9 protein-coding genes are annotated in these 17,468 nt (G+C 73.5%); 4 read left to right on the forward strand and 5 right to left on the reverse strand.

Annotated elements, in window-relative coordinates; genetic code table 11:
• Nucleotides 1-42 precede the first annotated feature (42 nt).
• Together lhgO and CRP49_RS14555 are read right to left on the reverse strand one after the other, a co-directional pair.
• Entirely contained in the window at nucleotides 43-1,254 is a 1,212-nt protein-coding gene (gene lhgO / locus CRP49_RS14550; protein WP_097253740.1) for an L-2-hydroxyglutarate oxidase, read from the reverse strand.
• Nucleotides 1,255-1,369: 115 nt separating this feature from the next.
• Nucleotides 1,370-2,794, reverse strand: coding sequence for an MFS transporter (locus tag CRP49_RS14555; RefSeq protein WP_097253741.1), 1,425 nt, complete (start codon nucleotides 2,792-2,794; stop codon nucleotides 1,370-1,372).
• A gap of 734 nt (nucleotides 2,795-3,528) precedes the next feature.
• On the opposite strand from CRP49_RS14555, the gene CRP49_RS14560 reads away from it, so the two are divergent.
• On the forward strand, nucleotides 3,529-5,607 hold the full coding sequence (locus CRP49_RS14560; RefSeq protein ID WP_097253742.1) for an asparagine synthase-related protein: 2,079 nt from the start codon (nucleotides 3,529-3,531) through the stop codon (nucleotides 5,605-5,607).
• 438 nt (nucleotides 5,608-6,045) lie between these two features.
• Nucleotides 6,046-9,342, forward strand: a complete 3,297-nt coding sequence (locus tag CRP49_RS14565; protein WP_097253743.1) for a BTAD domain-containing putative transcriptional regulator — start codon at nucleotides 6,046-6,048, stop codon at nucleotides 9,340-9,342.
• On the opposite strand, the gene CRP49_RS14570 is transcribed toward CRP49_RS14565, so the two are convergent.
• Both CRP49_RS14570 and CRP49_RS14575 read right to left on the reverse strand, forming a co-directional pair.
• Entirely contained in the window at nucleotides 9,339-11,252 is a 1,914-nt protein-coding gene (locus CRP49_RS14570; RefSeq protein ID WP_097253744.1) for a sigma-70 family RNA polymerase sigma factor, read from the reverse strand. The two genes, CRP49_RS14565 and CRP49_RS14570, sit on opposite strands and share 4 nt — an antisense overlap.
• A gap of 406 nt (nucleotides 11,253-11,658) precedes the next feature.
• Nucleotides 11,659-12,420 (reverse strand): TetR/AcrR family transcriptional regulator, encoded by a 762-nt coding sequence (locus CRP49_RS14575; RefSeq protein ID WP_097253745.1) that lies wholly within the window; start codon nucleotides 12,418-12,420, stop codon nucleotides 11,659-11,661.
• 380 nt (nucleotides 12,421-12,800) lie between these two features.
• Here CRP49_RS14575 and CRP49_RS14580 point away from each other — a divergent pair, with 380 nt between their 5' ends.
• Entirely contained in the window at nucleotides 12,801-14,180 is a 1,380-nt protein-coding gene (locus tag CRP49_RS14580) for an NAD(P)/FAD-dependent oxidoreductase (RefSeq protein WP_097253746.1), read from the forward strand.
• Between the two features lie 130 nt (nucleotides 14,181-14,310).
• Nucleotides 14,311-15,957, forward strand: coding sequence for a SpoIIE family protein phosphatase (locus tag CRP49_RS14585; protein WP_097253747.1), 1,647 nt, complete (start codon nucleotides 14,311-14,313; stop codon nucleotides 15,955-15,957).
• Between the two features lie 139 nt (nucleotides 15,958-16,096).
• Here the strand turns inward: CRP49_RS14585 and CRP49_RS14590 are convergent, their stop codons facing one another.
• Nucleotides 16,097-17,386, reverse strand: a complete 1,290-nt coding sequence (locus tag CRP49_RS14590) for an MFS transporter (RefSeq protein WP_257033404.1) — start codon at nucleotides 17,384-17,386, stop codon at nucleotides 16,097-16,099.
• Nucleotides 17,387-17,468: the final 82 nt, after the last annotated feature.

Raw genomic sequence — 17,468 nt, forward strand, 5'->3', positions numbered from 1 at the left:
CGGGCAAACGGGGGTCCAGGGGCGGAGCCCCCTGGTACGGCACTACAACGAGCCGAGCATCTCCAACGCCCGGCGCCCCACCTCCCGGCCGATCGGCAGCGAAGCGGTAGCGGCCGGAGACGGCGCATTGAGCACATGCACAGCCCGAGCCCCCTCACGAATCAGGAAGTCGTCCACCAGCGTCCCGTCCCGCAACACCGCCTGCGCCCGCACCCCGGCAGGGGCCCGCACCAGATCCCCCTCCTCCGCCACGGGCAACAATCTCCGCACCGCCTCCAGAAACGCCCCCTTGGACACCGACCGCCGCAGTTCCCCCGCCCCGTACCGCCAGTGCCGCCGGGCGATCACCCAGGACCCCGGCCACGCCACCGTCCCGGCCAGCTCCCGGGGTCGTACGATCCCCCAGCCGTACCCCTCCCGGGCCAGCGCCGGCACCGCATTGGGCCCGATGTGCACACCCCCGTCGATCCCGCGGGTCAGATGCACGCCGAGAAACGGAAACGCCGGGTCCGGCACCGGATACACCAGCCCCCGCACCAGCTCGGGCCGCGCCAGTTCGTAGTACTCCCCCCGGAACGGCACGATCCGCACCCCGGGCTCGTCCCCGGTCAGCCGCGCCACCTCGTCGCAGTACAGCCCGGCGCAGTTCACCAGCACCCGCCCGCGTACGACGTCCCCGGCCGCGGTGAGCACGGCCACACCCCGCTCCGGCCGCCGGTCCACCCGTACGACCCGGGCCCCGTACCGGATCTCCGCCCCCGAGGCCCGCGCCAGCTGCCGGGCGACGCCCACGAAGTCGCACACCCCGGTCGTACCGACGTGGATGGCCGCGAGCCCCCGCACCTCCGGTTCGTACTCGCCGATCTGCGCGGGGCCCAGCTCGCGCACCGGGATCCCGTTCTCCCGCCCGCGCTGGACGAGCGCGTGCAGCCGCGGCAGCTCCTCGCGCTCGGTGGCGACGATCAGCTTGCCGGTGACGGCGTGCGCGATGCCGTACTCGGCGCAGAACTTCACCATCTCGGCCGCGCCCCGCACCGCGTACCGCGCCTTGAGCGAGCCCGGCCGGTAGTAGATCCCGCTGTGGATGACCCCGCTGTTGCGCCCCGTCTGGTGCCGGGCCGGCCCCGGCTCCTTCTCCAGCACGGTCACCCGTGTACCCGGCGCGGCCCGCGTGATCGCATACGCCGTGGACAGCCCGACGATCCCGCCCCCGACCACCAGCACGTCACAGTCGTACGCACCGTCCCGCACCATGCACCACCTCCCACCTCGATAGTGCACTGCGCCACTGACAGCGGCTTCAAACGCAGGCGGGTGTTCCGTGCGTTTGTGCCGAAGCCATCACGTCGGAGCCCTCACGCCGGAGCCCTCACGCCGGAGCCATCAACAAGGGCCGGGCCCGCTCCCGCAGCTCCACCACCCGCGGCTCATCCCCGTACGGCTCCAGCCGGTGCAGAAGATCCTTCACATACTCCGTGGTCCGAGCAGAGGAGATCCGCCCGGCCACCTCCACGGCCCGCACCCCCTGCTCGCACGCCGCGTCCAGATTCCCCGACTCCAGTTCGGCGACGGCGGAAACGACGAGCCGCAGCCCGTGCGACCGCACAAACTCCTCCGTCGGCTTGGACAAGGCCTGCTCGGTGAACCTCCGCACCTGCCGAGGCGCCTTCAGATCCCGGTAGCACTCCGCAGCATCAGCGGCAAAACGGTCGTATCCATAGAAACCAAGCCAAGAAGGATCGTTGTCACCCTCCCGTGACCGCTCAAGCCACCCCTCGGCGGCCTTCAGCGCAGCGCCGGCGGCCTGCGCATCACCTGCGCGCGCGTGCGACCGCGCCTCGACCAGCCGGAAGAAACTCATGGTGCGCGCGGTCGCCAGCCCCCGGTTGCGCTCCAGGGCGGCCTGCGCCAGATCGACACCCTCGTCGCCGAAGCCCCGGTACGTCGCCTGCAACGACATGGAGGCCAGCACATAGCCCCCGAGCGGGACGTCGGCCGCCGCGCGCGCGAGCCGCAGCGCCTGGATGTAGTACCGCTGCGCCGCTTCCTGCTGACCGGTGTCGAAGGCCATCCAGCCCGCGAGCCGGGTGAGTTCGGCGGTGGCCCCGAACAGGGCGCGGCCGACCTCGTCGGAGTACGAGCCGAGCAGCAGCGGCGCCGCCTCCACCCTTAAGCACTCCGGCACCATCGACGAACGCCAGTCGCCGCCTCCGTACTTGGAGTCCCAGCGCCTGGCGTCCTCCGCGGCCTCCCGCAGCTTCTGCACATCGCTGTGGCCGACTTTGATCGGTGCGCCGGAGTCCTCGGCGGAGTTCACCTCCCGCGCGACCGAGCTGTCGGCGGGGGTTATCAGCCATCGCGAGGCAGGCGTTGCGTACGCGCTCACTGCGAACGACCCGGCGAGCGACTGCCAGATGCCGCCGGAGCCGGCCCGGCGCCCGGCGAGGTCGAGCCGGTACAGCTCGGTGGCCGACTTCACCGCCTGTCCCACGTCTCTCGGGAAGGCGAGGCCGACTTCGGGTGCGGGATCCGCGTCCGCCAGGCCTATCTCGTGGAGCGGCACCGGGCGGCCGAGCTTCTGGCCGATGGCGGCCGCGATGAGGTGCGGCGCCGCTCCCTGCGGCACCATCCCCTTCGACACCCAGCGCGCCACCGAGGTCTTGTCGTAGCGAAGTGTCAACCCGCGTTGAGCGCCAAGGTCGTTGACGCGTCGCGCGAGGCCTGCGTTGCTGATTCCCGCGAGGGCGAGAACGGCGCCGAGTTTTTCGTTCGGCCCGCGTTGCTCCCTGGACATGAGCCACCCCTCGACACAGACGGCTGCCGCGCTGGCATAACCATGCGGCATTCGTAAACCCAGCGTAGTTCGCCGCATCCCAAGCGTTAAGGGGCATTGTTCCGGATGGCGGGATTGTGGTCCGTACGGGAGTGCGGCCCTGTACGCACCGTGCACGCGCTGTCGCGGCGTGCCCCCGCCCGTGTGGCCGTGCGCCCGCCCGTGCGCTCTTCTCCGGCCACCGGGGGAGCGGTTCCATGGCTCTTGCGTGGGTCGGCCCGCTGTACTGGATCCAGTGGGCTGGGGGACACCGCCACCTTCATCCCCGCGGGTGGCGGACCGGTCCGGGAGGCGATGCCCGCCTCCCGGACTGTGCGCGTTCCGGTGCCGCGGGGCGCTCCGCAGGCCTGTACGGAGCGTGCTCGATTTCGCGTGGCCGTCGTCGATTTGGCTGAAAATCGACCCGGGCCTCGACGGGCGATTCCCGCTCCCACCACGGGACTTGAGGGCGCGAAGGGCGTTTTCGGGGCGCATACCGGGGGCGCATTCGCGTCGCACCCACCTGGTGCACCTCGGTCATCCGCCGTGCGTCGTACGGGCGTTCAGTCGTCCACCCCTCGGCCGCCCGCGCCCACCCTCGCGCGTTTCCCTCGATCGAAGGCGGTGCCACCGCCCCTCCACAGCGCGTTCTTCATGGCAGCATGGGGACCCGGTTCCTGCGGTGCACATGTTGTCCACAGCCTGTGGAGGCGTCGATGCGGTGGTTGGTGGGTTGGAGCAGCACCGCCACGGGCGCCGCCGGAATCGGTTCCGCGGGCGCCACCGGATACGACGGCGAGACCCTGCACCCGGTCGGCTCCCACCTCCTGTGGGGCGACCCCGATCCCCTGTGGGCCGTCGGCGACTGGCGCCCGGACGAGGTGCGCGTGGTGAAGGCCGACGCGCAGAACCGGATCGCCGTCCTCGGCACCTGCGGCGCCACCGACGAGGAGCTGCGGCGCGGACTGTTCACCGCGCGCGGGGGCGCACTGCGCCATCTGACCACCTGGCCCGGCAGCTACACCGCCGTCGTCCAGGTGGGCCGCCGGATCACCGTCTGCGGCGATCTCGCGGGCGCCCGCCCGGTGTTCCACACCCCCTGGGCCGGCGGCACGGCCTACGCCACGGCCGCGCTGCCACTCGCCGACCTCATCGAGGCCAACCTCGACTTCGGCCACCTGGCGGCCCTGCTCGCCGCCCCCGACGTACCGGCCGCCCTGCGCGACACCACCCCGTACGACGGCGTACGGCGCATTCCCCCGGGGCATGCGCTCGTGCTGCGCGCCGGGGCGCGAGAGATCGCCGGGTACGAGCCGGTCGCCTCCCTCGCGGTGGCCGCGCCCCCGGCCGACCCGGACCGCGCCGTGGACGCCGTGCGGGACGCGCTCGTCGAGGCGGTACGCGCACGGCTGTCGGCGCCGCGGCATGTGCCCGACCTCGACCCCGGGCCGGTGCCGGGCATGGGCCCCGCGGAGCGGCGGGCCGCGCGCGGGATGCCGGTGCCGGGGATCGGCGCCGACCTGTCCGGCGGACCGGCCTCCGGCTCGCTGGCGCTGCTGGCCGCCGGACTGCCCGGCCGGCCGGGCACGCTGCTCGGCCACGGCACGGGCGCGGGCGAGCGGCTGCTCGCCGTCACTTTCAACGACCTGGCCGTCGGCGGCCGCGAGGCCGAACTGGAGCGCGCGGGAGCCCTCGCCGCCAACCCGCGCCTGCACCACGTGGTGGTGACCGGCGGCGAGGAGACCCTGCCGTACGCCGACCTCGACGGCCCCCTCACCGACGAGCCGGGCCCCTCCCTGGTCACGGCCGCCCGCCACCGCGCGCGGCTTGCCGCGGGCAGCGCCGACCACTTCACCGGCCACGGCGCCCGCCAGGTCCTGGACGCCCACCCCGCCCGCCTCGCGGACCTCCTCATGGACCGCAAACGGCGCCACCTGGTACGGCCGGTCGCGGCGCTCGCCCGGGCCGACGGCTCGGTGATGGTCCCCGCGCGCGTGTACGGCGCGGCCCGGCGGCTGGCGCGCACCCCGTACCGGGCGGGCCTTGAGCTGCTCGCCGAGCGGCTGATCCGGCACCGCTTCGACGAGCCCGGGGGTGCGGTCGGCGCGTCCCTCGCCGCGCTGACCTGGGGGAGACCGGGGCCGGCGGCGCGCTGGCTGACCGGGGAGGCACTGGCTGAAGTATCGGTTCTTCTCCAGGCCGAGGCGGAGCGCTCCTCCGGGGGCTCCGCCTCGCGCCCCGGCGAGTTCCGCGCGCGTGCGGTGCTGGCTCGCCACGCGGCCGACCTGCGCGTCCTGGAGCAGGCCGCCGAGATCCGCTCCCAGCGCCTGCACGCGCCCTTCCTCGACAACCAGGTCGTCCGCGCCTGCCGCGCCCTCCCCGAGGCCCTGCGCGTCCAGCCCGGAGCCCGCTCCGCCGTCCTGCGTACGGTCCTGGAGGGCGCCGGCGTCACCAACCTCCCGCCCGGCTGGGGCACCCCCTCCCACGGCTCCTCCGCGGCGGCCGCGCGCGCGGGCCTGCGCGTGGCGGCGGACCCCCTGGTGGACCTCTTCTCCACCCCCCTCCTCGCCGATGCCGGCCTGGTGGAGGCCCGAGTGGTCCGCAAGGCCCTGCGCGCGGCGGCATCCGGCGAACCCCTCCCCCTGGACGGCCTCGCCGACCTGATCTCCCTCGAACTCTGGCTCCGCCGCCTCCTCTCCCGCCGAGGCACCTGCTGGACAGGCACCCCGGCCCGAGCCCGCGCGGTCCCCTCCGGCATCACCCCAAGAAGAAGCGCGCTGGCCTCGGGAGCGTGAGCCTGCCGGCCGCTCCGCCGTGGCTGCAGCCCGTATGCCGGGTGCGGGCAGGTGGGGGCTGATCGCGCCCACGCGGCGGAGCCGCAAATCGATACAGCCCCGCGCCCCTAGGGGGTTGCAGCCCCGTCGGCGCTGCATGGGCGCCGCAGCCGCAGCCGGCTGCGGCCGGTCGTCCCGGCGTAGCTGCGGGCAGCCGCAGCCGATCGACCGCGGTCTGACATGCCGCCGTAGCTGCGGGCAGTCGTGCCGCTGGGGCGGCACGGGTGGGCGCAGCTACACCCCGCCAGCGCGGGCGAGCGAAACCCGCCCCCGGCCCACCGCAGCTCCAGGTGCCGATCCAGCGCCGGTACCGGACCCCGCGCCCAGCCGACCCGCACCCCAGACCCCCGCCACCGAAACACCGTGGCCCAACCCCGCACCCCCCGCGACAATGACCCGGTGCGGTACAGAATCCTGGGCGTCACCCAGGCGGAGGACGACCAGGGAACCGTCGGAGCGGTCGGCGGCCCCCGCCTGCGCGCGCTGCTCACCGCACTGGCGCTCCGCCCCGGGAGGGTCACCGCCCCCCAGACCCTGATCGCGGAGGTCTGGGCGGGCGACCCGCCCGAGGACGCCCCGGCCGCCCTCCAGGCCCTGGTGGGCCGCCTCCGCAGGGCCCTCGGCAAGGACACCGTGACCCTGGAACCCGGCGGCTACCGCCTCGCCGCCACCGAGGACGACGTGGACCTCTTCGTCTTCGAGTCCCTGGTGCGCACGGCCACGGCGGCTCTGGACCGCGACGACGCCCGCACCGCGTCCCACGCCCTGGACGAGGCGCTCGCCCTGTGGCACGGCCCCGCCCTCGCCGACCTCCCCGACTGCACCGCCGCCGCCCGCCCGGACGCGCTCCGCCTGGAGGCGCTCCGGGCCCGCGCCGAGGGCCGCCTGCGCCTGGGCCGCGCCCAGGACGTCGTACCGGACCTGACGGAACTGACCACCGCCCACCCGTACGACGAACCCCTGCACGCCCTCCTCATCCGCGCCCTGCGCGACGCCGGCCGCCCCGCCGACGCCCTCGCCGCCTACGAGTCCGCCCGCCGCACCCTCGCCGACACCTTCGGCACCGACCCCGGCCCGGAACTCAAAGCCCTGCACGGGTCGTTGCTGGAGCAGGAACCGCCCGCACCCGCCCCGGCCCCCACCCGCCCCCCGGAGCGGACGGGCAACCTCCGCCCCCGCCTGACGTCCTTCGTCGGCCGGGAACCAGAACTCGAAGCCATTCGTTCCGACTTGCACAGGGCCCGCCTGGTCACCCTCACCGGACCGGGCGGCTCGGGAAAGACCCGCCTCGCCGAGGAGGCCGCCGCAGGGCTGCCCCAGGCATGGCTGGTCGAGCTGGCCCCGCTCGACCGACCGGAGGCGGTGCCCGGCGCGGTGGTCAGCGCCCTCGGTCTGCGCGAGACCGTGCTCCTGGCCAACGACCTGGCGACCCCGCAGGCCGACTCCACGGCCCTGCTGATCGAGTACTGCGCCCCGCGCAGCCAACTCCTGATCCTTGACAACTGCGAACACGTCATCGGCGCGGCCGCCGCCCTCGCCGAGACCCTCCTCACCCACTGCCCCGGGCTCACGGTCCTCGCCACCAGCCGTGAACCTCTGGGCGTCCCCGGTGAGTCGGTGCGCCCGGTCGAACCCCTCGTCCCCGAGCAGGCGCACCGCCTCTTCGCGGAGCGCGCGCAGGCCGTCCGTCCCGACGCCGACGCGGTGCTCCGCGACACCGAGGCCGTCGCGGAGATCTGCCGCCGCCTGGACGGGCTGCCGCTCGCCATCGAGCTGGCCGCGGCCCGGCTCAGGCTGCTCACCCCGCGGCAGATCGCCGACCGGCTGGACGACCGCTTCCGCCTGCTCACCTCCGGAAGCCGCACGGTCCTGCCCCGCCAGCAGACCCTGCGCGCGGTGGTCGACTGGTCCTGGGATCTGCTCGACGAGCGGGAGCGGACGATGCTGCGCGAGGTGTCGGTGTTCGCCGGCGGCTGGGACCTCACGGCGGCCGAGGCGGTGTGCACCGGCCCGGCGGCGGAGCTGATCGGCGCCCTCGTGGACAAGTCCCTCGTCGTGGCCGCCCCGGACGGTTCCGACTCCTTCGACGGCATGCGGTACCGGATGCTGGAGACCATCCACGAGTACGCCACCGAGCGCACCGCCGAGTTCCCCGAGCTGCGCGTGGCGGCCGAGCGGCGGCACCGCGCGTGGGTGCGCGTACTGGTCGAACAGGCCGAGCCCCAGCTGCGCTCGGCGGCCCAACTACCCTGGATCGGCCGTCTGGAGAGCGAGCTCGACAACATCCGCGCGGCTCTGGACCGCGCGCTGCGCGCCGGGGACGAGGCGGAGGCCGGCGCGATCGTCCTGGCGATCGGCTGGTTCTGGTGGCTGCGCAACTACCGCCAGGAGGCGGTGGAGTGGGTGCGGCAGGTGCTGCGCCTGGGCGTTGCCCGCGACGCCCTGCCCGAGGGCGCGGCGCAGGCCGCTCTCGCCGCGCTGACGGAGTCGGCCGACCCGGTCGGCGCCTTCCTCGCCGCACCCGACGGCGAGGCGGGCCACCCGCTGCGCGAGCTGCGCATGGACCTGCGGATGCTCGACCTGTTCCTGACCTCCGAGACGAGCACGGCGAACCTCGCGGCCGACGAGCGGGCCCCGCAGTACATCGCGCGGGTACGGGCCGGCTTCGAGCACGGCGGTCCGCAGGCCGCCCGCCTGCCCGGCATCGTCTGGCCGCTGACCGCCTACTACCTGGGCGGCCCGGTCGACCTGGGACCCGACATGGCCGCGGCGGTCGCCAACTGCCGCAGACACGGCGGGGACTGGGAGATCGGCGTCTCCCTGATGTACCGCACCCACGTGGTCGTCGACTCGCCGGGCAACCTGCGCGGCGTGGACGAGGACCTGGCGGAGCTGCGGGCCCTCAGCCGCCGCGTAGGCGACCGCTGGATGCGGGCACAGGTGTGCAGCGCGGCCGGTGAGGCGGCCATGGCCCGCGGCAGGTTCGCTGAGGCCCGCGGCGAGTACGAGGAGGCGCTGCGGCTCGCCTACGAGGTGGGCGCCTACGCCGAGTCGCCCTTCCTCATGGCGCGGCTCGCCGAGATCGCCTACCGCTCCGGGGACCGCGCGGGCGCCCTCGCGGCCCTGGACGAGGCCGGCACGGCCGCCGACCGGTACGGGGTGGCGGAGTCCCGGGCGTTCGTCCTGATGCTGCGGGCCCACATCGCCGTGAGCGACGGCGACCTGGCCCGCGCGCGGGAGCTGTACGAGACGACCTGCACGGTCTCGGCGGGCGGCACCCCGCCACCGCAGTTCACGGCCGCCCTGCGCACGGTCGAGGCCCTGATCACGGCCGGCGAGTCCGGTCCCCGGCCGGCCCTGCCGATCGTGGCCGAGGCACTGCGCGAGGCGGTGGAGCGGCGCTGCGCCGAGTCGTTCACGGCGGGGCTGGCGGACATCGGCGCCGACCTGCTGGCCAGGCTCGGCGACCTGGCGGGCGCGGTACGGCTGTTCGCGGCCGCCGAGCACTGGCGCGCCGGCCACCCGCGCCCCGAGCCGGAGCGCACCCGGGCCGAGCGGATCGACACCGAGGCCCGCGCGGAGCTGCCTGCGGACCGCTTCGCGGCCGAGCGAGCCCGGGGCGCGTCGTTCACCCCGGAGGACGTCCTACGGGAACTGGAGGCGCCGGCGACCGCCCGGACCGGTGATCCCCGCTAGCGGCAGGTGAACCGGGACTCGGCCCAGTCCGCCAGCGCGCCCCGGTCGAAGACGTTGCTGTGCGGTTCCACCACGAGCCGTACGGTCCTGCGTCCGGTCAGATCGACATGGACGGGCACGGCCGCGTCCCAGCCCTTGACCATCCCGGACTGCCACAGCCGGACCCCGTCGGCGTAGACGGAGAAGGAGACCTTGCCGAGCCCGAGGGTCAGGTCGTCCACACCGGCCAGGGCGTCGTAGGCGGTGCACTGGCGGTTGAGGTCGATGGTGACGGAGGACTGGCCGTGCACGGTGACACCGCGCGCGTACTGCTTGCCGGCGATCGACATCCCGTACCGCTGCCACACCCAGCTGCTCTCGCGCAGCCGCATCTCGGGCCGGGTGCCGTCGCCGTTGACGTCGTACCGCAGATCGCTCCACTCGTAGACGACGGGAGCCGGTGGCGGCGTGGGGGTGGGAGTGGGTGTGGGCGTCGGGGTCGGCTTGGGTCTCGGCGTCGGCGTCGGGGTGGGTGTGGGGGCCGGCTTCGGGGTGGGAGTGGGCGTGGGCTTCAGGGAGGGAGTCGGCGTCGGCGTGGGGTTCGGCTCGGGGGCCAGCGCCACCGGCACCGGCGCGGGCTTCTTCTTGCCGGGCGTGGGGGTGGGAGCGGGCGTCGGCGGCTGCGGCTGCTGGACGGCCGGAGGTGACGCCGCCGGCTTGGCCACTTCCTTGGCCGGATGGCTGTCGTTGACCAGGGCCAGTGCCACCACGGTGGCGGCCACGCCGACCACACCGGCCGCGATCCCGGCCTTCAACGGCGCCCCGAGCCCTTCCGAGGCCGCCGCACCACCACCCGCACTCGCACCCGCACCACCGGAGGACCCGCCGGCGGCGGCCGCGGCACCTGCCGCACCCACCCCGGCGCCACCGGCGATGATCCCGAGCGCCTTCGCATACCCGGCGGCCCCGAACCAGCCGACGACCGCGACCGGCACCACCGCGGGGATCCCGCTCGCGACTTCCTCGATCTGCGCGGCCGCCAGCCGGCACCGGGCGCACTCGTCCAGGTGCTTGCGCAGACCCCGTTCGGCACGGATGCGCAACTTGCGGCGGGCGTAGGTGCCGAGCTGGTCGGCGTAGCGGGCGCACTCCTCGTCGCCGGCGAGCGAGGCGCTGACGTGAGCCTGCAGATAGGCCTGCTTCAGCCCCTCGCGGGCACGGCTCGCCAGCACCCGGGTGCCGTTGGCGTCCAGCCCGAACAGGACGGCCACCTGGCTCGGCGACTCGTCCTCCACCTCGGTGTGCCACAGCACGGCCTGCCAGCGCTCGGGCAGCGAGCGGAAGGCCTGCATGGCCATGGACTGCTCGGCCCCGTGCATGGCCCGCACATCGGCACCCAGGTCCAGAGTGTCGCCGGCCGACACCTCGGATCCCCGGGAGGCCTGCTGCGCGAACACGGCGAAGTCGTCGACGAGCTGCTCGCGCCGCGTGGACTTGCCCCAGTGCGCGGCAACGCGCCGCACGGAGGTCAGCAGATAGGCCCGTACGGCGTGCTCGGGCCCCGACCCGCCACGCACCGCCTGCAGCATGCGGGCGAAGACCTCGGCGGTGAGGTCGTCCGCGGTGTGCCCGTCCCGGCAACAGGTACGGGCATACCGGCGCACCGCATCCGCGTGTCGCCGGTACAGCTCCTCGTAGGCGGAGTCGTCCCCCGCCCGCATCCGCTCGATCAACTCACCGTCGCCGGACGGCATTTCCCGGGGCGGCGGCAGCGCACTGCCACCACGCTGAGCAGGCACGCTCTCATCCCTGGGCGCCCCGGCCGGAGCCGCTCCGCCCCGCCCGCCCTGACTCGGCACCTGCGGCGAGGTCAGCCCTCCGGTCTCGGAGCCACCGTCACCGCGTGACTCGTCCCACCCGTCAACGCCCATCGCGCAAAGCCCCCGACACCGGCCCAGCCCAACCCGTCACGGCTCAGGGTCCCACATTGTCTTTCGTTCAAGGACAGCCCGTACGCACCATCCACTCATCCGAGCGCACTTGTCACCACGAGCAACCGAACATCCCCCGAACGAGCCCGGCAAGCACCGAAGTCCCGCCGCATGACGGTCAGCCTCACGGTCCGTCACCCGCCGACAGCGAATCCGCCCCGCAGGGCCCACACGCACCCGCCCGCGTTAGCCGCACGGGCGCCTGCCGGATGGCACCCGATCCACGCTCCCGCAGTCGCCGACGGCGAATCCGCCCCACAGGGGCCACCCGCACCCGACCGCGCCAGTCGCACGGGTGGTGCGGGTGGCAATCCGCCGAAGGCGAAGCCGAGGCGACTGGCGCCCCCTACGCCGGCCGAGACCGAAGCCCCTCCAACAGAATGTCCAGCAGCCGAGCCGAGGCCGCAGCCTGCTGCGCCGCATCCGGCAACGACGGCGCCGCCGTAGCGATCACCAGCAGCACATCCGCCACGGACACATCCGCCCGCAGCGCACCCGCCGCCCGGGCACGGTCCACCAACTGCCCCACAACTTCGAGCAGCGCACCGGCCCCACCGTCGTCCGAGCCCGACTCCGACACCAGCCGCAGCTCACCCGCACCCGGCTGAGACCGCTGCTGAGGCACCCGAGCCTCCTCGGCCGCCCCGGCAGAACCGCTGGACTCCTCGTCCGCGACCCCCACCCGCAGCACCTGCGGCGGCAGCAACCGCCCCGCCCCCGACGCCACAGACGTCCGCAGGAAGCGGGACAGCGCCGACCACGGCTCGTCCTCCTGCCCGAGCGCGGCCCGCGCCTGCTCGGTCAGCCGCGCGGTCTCCTCCTCGGCTATCCGCCGGACCAGTACGTCCTTGCTCGGGAAGCGCCGGTACACCGTGCCGACACCGACCCGAGCCCGCCGCGCCACGTCCTCCATCGGCGCGCCGTACCCCAGCTCGCCGAACACCTCACGCGCCGCACGCAGCACGTGCTCCAGATTGCGCTGTGCGTCCACCCGCAGCGGCGTCGTACGCACCCCGTCGGCGCGCCCGCTGCCCGCCGCCGCGCTCACTGCCGGCCCGCCCGATGCGAGGGCGGCTGCCGATGACCAATGAGTGTCCTGAACATGCATGTGTTTCCCCCGGTTAATGACGTCTCCCCCCGGAGACTCTCCCCGTCACTGAATACCGGAGTGCGCGGAAGTGGCATCGGTCCCGAGCGGATCCGCCCGTCGCGGACCCGTTCGACCACATTCCCTACACCCCGTCGACACACGAACATAGTTGAGTGAGGGTCAATTCAGAAGGGGCAGGTTCCGCACAGAGCGCCCCCCGATCGGAGTACGGGTCATTTATGTCCCGATTCCACGCCTTCGCCCCCTCCCTCCCGCCCCTGCTGACCTGCCCGCTTTCGCCCGGTCCCGACGGCGCACCCGCCCCCGCGCACACCCGCTCGCCGGTCACACAAATTGCCGGGGCTGTGGACAAACAACAGCGCCGGGTGCGTCATGGGATGGTGAAGGAACGTGCGCGCATTCTGGTTGTCGGCGGCGGCTACGTCGGGATGTACACGGCCCTGCGTCTGCAGCGGAGGTTGAAGCAGGAGCTGAGGCGGGGCGAGGTCGACATCACCGTCGTCACACCCGACCCCTACATGACGTACCAGCCGTTCCTCCCCGAAGCGGCCGCAGGTTCGATCTCCCCTCGTCATGTCGTCGTACCGCTGCGCCGCGTCCTGGACCAGTGCCACGTCGTCGTCGGCGAGGTCACCTCCATCGACCACGCGGTGCGCACCGCCGCCGTCACCACGCTCGCCACCACCGAGGAGGGCAAGGCCGCCGAACTCCTCGGCTACGACGAACTCGTCCTCGCCCCCGGCTCGATCTCCCGCACCCTGCCCATCCCTGGCCTCGCCGAGTACGGCATCGGATTCAAGACCGTCGAAGAGGCGATCGGCCTGCGCAACCACGTCATCGAGCAGATGGACATCGCCTCCTCCACCCGCGACCCCGCGATCCGCGACGCCGCCCTCACCTTCGTCTTCGTCGGCGGCGGCTACGCAGGAGTCGAGGCACTGGGCGAACTCGAGGACATGGCCCGCTACACCGCGCGCTACTACCACAACGTCCGCCCGGAAGACATGAAGTGGATCCTCGTGGAGGCCTCCGACCGCATCCTTCCCGAGGTCGGCGAGGAGATGGGCCGCTACACCGTCACCCAGCTGCGCCGCCGCAACATCCAGGTCCTGCTCGACACCCGCCTGGACTCCTGCGCCGACCGCGTCGCCGTCCTCAGCGACGGCCAGCGCTTCCCGACTCGTACGGTCGTGTGGACCGCCGGCGTCAAACCGCACCCGCTGCTCGCCGCCACCGACCTGCCCCTCAACGGGCGCGGCCGCCTCAAGTGCACCGCCGAACTGACCGTCGACGGCGCCCCGCACGCCTGGGCCGCCGGTGACGCCGCGGCCGTACCCGACGTCACCGCCGCCGAACCCGGCACCGACACCGCCCCCAACGCCCAGCACGCGGTCCGCCAGGCCAGGGTCCTCGGTGACAACATCGTCCACGCGCTGCGCGGCGAACCCCTGGAGACGTACGCGCACAAGTACGTCGGCTCCGTCGCCTCCCTGGGCCTGCACAAGGGCGTCGCCCAGGTCTACGGGCGCAAGCTGAAGGGCTACCCTGCCTGGTTCATGCACCGCGTGTACCACCTCAGCAGGGTGCCCACCTTCAACCGAAAGGCCCGTGTGCTGGCGGAATGGACCCTGGCCGGGCTCTTCAAACGGGAGATCGTCTCGCTCGGTTCGCTCGAACATCCCCGAGCGGAGTTCGAACTCGCGGCCGGTGGAAAGCCTCCTCACAGCCCCTCGGACAACCCGAAGGGGTCGTCCTGACCGGACCCAGGAACTACCCGGCCCGCCCCGGCGTCTGACGGATAACGCCGCGGACGGCCACCTGCCACACTGCCCCACGTCCTCGGACGGGCACCTGCCCGCCCTCAGCACCCACGAGGCTTTCCCCACTGTGAACTTCACGCGCTGGAGCGCCCGGCTCCCCGGAACGCAGCGCCGCGCCGCAGCGCGGACCGAGACCGCGGTCTCCCCGGACCGGCGGGGGGAAGGCTCCGTGCCCGCGGCCCGCGCCGAACAACAACCGGCCGACGGGGCACCGCCCGTACCCGCCGTCGACGAACTGCCCGCGCGCGACGTCCTCGACCGCGTCCCGGCCCTCGTCGCCCTGGTCCACGGCCCCGACCACCGCATCGCCTACGTCAACGACGCCTATGCGGCGGCCTTCGGCGTACGCCCCCCGGGCGCACCGGCCCGCGAGGCGCTCCCGGAACTCGCCGAACTGGGCCTCCTGCCCCTCCTCGACCAGGTGCTGCGCAGCGGCAAGCCCCGCACCCTGAAGTCCCGCAAGGCCGTCGACGGCCGCTCCTACACCTTCACCTGCACGCCGGTGGCCGAGGACGGCGGCGACGGCGCGGTTCTCGTCTTCGCCACCGACGTCACCGACCACGCCGAGGCCGCCGAACGCCTGCGCGCCAGCGAGCGCCGCCAGCGCGAGACGGCGGTGACGTTGCAGCGCTCGCTCCTGCCCCAGGAACTGGAGCAGCCGGACGACCTGCGCATCGCCGCCACCTACCAGCCCGGCGGCACGGAGGCCGCGGTCGGCGGCGACTGGTACGACGTGATCACCCTCGGCGGCGGCCGCACCGCGCTCGTGATCGGCGACGTCATGGGCCGAGGCGTCCGCGCCGCCGCCGTCATGGGCCAGCTCCGTACGGCCGTCCGCGCCTACGCCCGCCTCGACCTTCCCCCGCACGAGGTCCTGCAACTCCTCGACGGCCTCGCCACCGAGATCGACGCCAACCAGATCGCCACCTGCGTGTACGCCGTCCACGACCCGAACGAGGGCCGCCTGGTGTACGCCTCCGCCGGCCATCTGCCCATCCTGGTCCGCGACGAGAACGGCACGGTCGTGCGCGCCGACGAACCCACCGGCCCGCCGCTCGGCACCGGCGGCTGGATGCACGCCTCGGGCTCGATCGCGCTGAGCCCCGGCTCCACGGCGGTCCTCTACACGGACGGCCTGGTCGAACGCCGTAACGAGGACCTGGACGAGGGAATCGCCGCCCTCGAACGCGCCCTCTCCGGCGCGACCGGCACCCCCCAGGTCGTCTGCGACCGCCTGGTCCGCTCGGCCGGCGTCACCGCCGACCACGACGACGATGTCGCCGTCCTGGTCCTCCAGCACCCCGCTCGTACGGGCCCCGAGGGCGACCTCTTCCGCAACGCGGCCCTGGAACTCCTCGGCGGCGTGGAAGCGGCCCCCCGTGCCCGCGCGTTCGCCTCCGGCGTCCTGACGAGCTGGCGCTTCCCGGCCGACCTGCACGACCTGGGCGTCCTGGCCACCAGCGAGCTGGTCGCCAACTCCCTCCAGCACGGCACCCCACCCATGCGACTCCGGCTCCGCCGCACCGACCGCCGCCTGATCATCGAGGTCACGGACGGCGACGACCACCTTCCCCGCCGCCGCCGAGCCGAGCCTGGCGACGAGTCGGGCAGGGGCATCGCCATCGTCGCCACGATCGCCTCGAACTGGGGGTCGCGACGAACCCCCGGCGGGGGCAAGGCAGTGTGGTGCGAGTTCCTGTTGCCGAGGGGCTAGGCGCGGCAGGGCTCCCGCCCGTCTTCCGGGTGCGGGCGCGAGGGGGCTGATCGCGCAGTTCCCCGCGCCCCTAGGGAGTCGCAGCCCCGCCAGCGCGGGCGAGCGCACCCACCCCCGGCCCGCGCCGACGCCGGGTGCCTTATGCCTCCGCGGCAACCGGCTCCGCGGGGGCCCCACCCCGGGCCACCACACGGCTCCTCGCCGCAGCCCACGGCTGATCCTGGGCAGCAGTCAGCCGACTCCCCAGCCGCAGCGCCAGCACCGTGATGCCCAGCGAGAACAGCAGGAAGGTCACGACGTACGGGGCATGCAGCGAGGCCCCGAGAGGCCCGCCCACCGCCGGCCCAACAGCCAACGCAAGCTGCTTGACCAGCGCAAAAGCAGAGTTGTACTGCCCAGCCATCTCCTCCGGCGCCAGATCGGCCACGAGCGGAGCAACCGTCGGAGACAACATCGCCTCACCCAGCCCGAACAGGGCGTACGTCGACACGAACGCAGCCGTCGCCATCTCCTGGCTGCCGTGCCCAAGCCCCGCATACCCCGCCGCAAGCCAGGCCACGGCCCAGATGAGCCCCACACCGGCGATCACCCGAGACCGCCGACGCCGCTCCACGAACTTCAGCACGGCGAACTGCGCGACAACGATCATCATCGTGTTCGCAGCCAGCGCCGTACCGAGCGCGGAGGTGGATATCCCAGCGGCCTCCACGCCGTACGCGCTCAGCCCCGACTCGAACTGCCCGTAGCAGGCGAAGAACAGCACGAAGCCCAGCACACACAGCTGCACCATCGCCCGGTTACCGAGCAGCTGCTTCCAGCCGCCCTTCGCCGAAGCGGCCGGCGCGTCGGCGATCCGCGGCGAGTGCGGCAGCCGCACCGTCGCCATCACCACGGCCAGCAGCACGAACATCGCCGCCTCGATCGCGAACAGCAGCGTGAAGGACGAGACCCGCGTGGTGTCGACGAGGTGACCGCCGATGAGTCCACCGACGCCGAGCCCCAGGTTCTGCAGGAAGAACTGCATCGCGAACGCCCGCGACCGGGTCTCCGCGGTCGAGCAGTCCACGATCATCGTCGCCAGCGCGGGCTGCATCACGGCCTGCCCCGCCCCGAGCGCCGCGGCGGACAGCAGTACGGCACCCGCGCTCCCGGCGAGCCCGAGGCTCAGCGCACCCAGCGCGGCGGTGACCAGGGCGGCGAGCAGGACCGGCAGCGGGCCGCGCCGCACGATCGCCCGACCGGCGAACGGCAGCACGATCAGCGCGGCAACGGCGAAGACGGCGAGCACGAGTCCCGCCGTCATGGCTCCCAGACCCCGCACCTGCGCCACATAGACGTACAGGTAGGGGACCGTGAAGCCGAGCCCGAATGCGCTGAGTGCGTTGCCCACGTGGATCCGGCGCATCGCTGCGCCCATCGCCCTGGTCACGTTCACCTCTCTCACTAGTTAGGAGTGAAGACTTCAAAGCTAAAGTTCGAAGCTAAAGAGTACACAGCGAAGGACTTCAAGG

The sequence above is a fragment of the Streptomyces sp. Ag109_G2-15 genome, from assembly GCF_900215565.1.
Classification (GTDB): Bacteria; Actinomycetota; Actinomycetes; order Streptomycetales; family Streptomycetaceae; genus Streptomyces; species Streptomyces diastatochromogenes.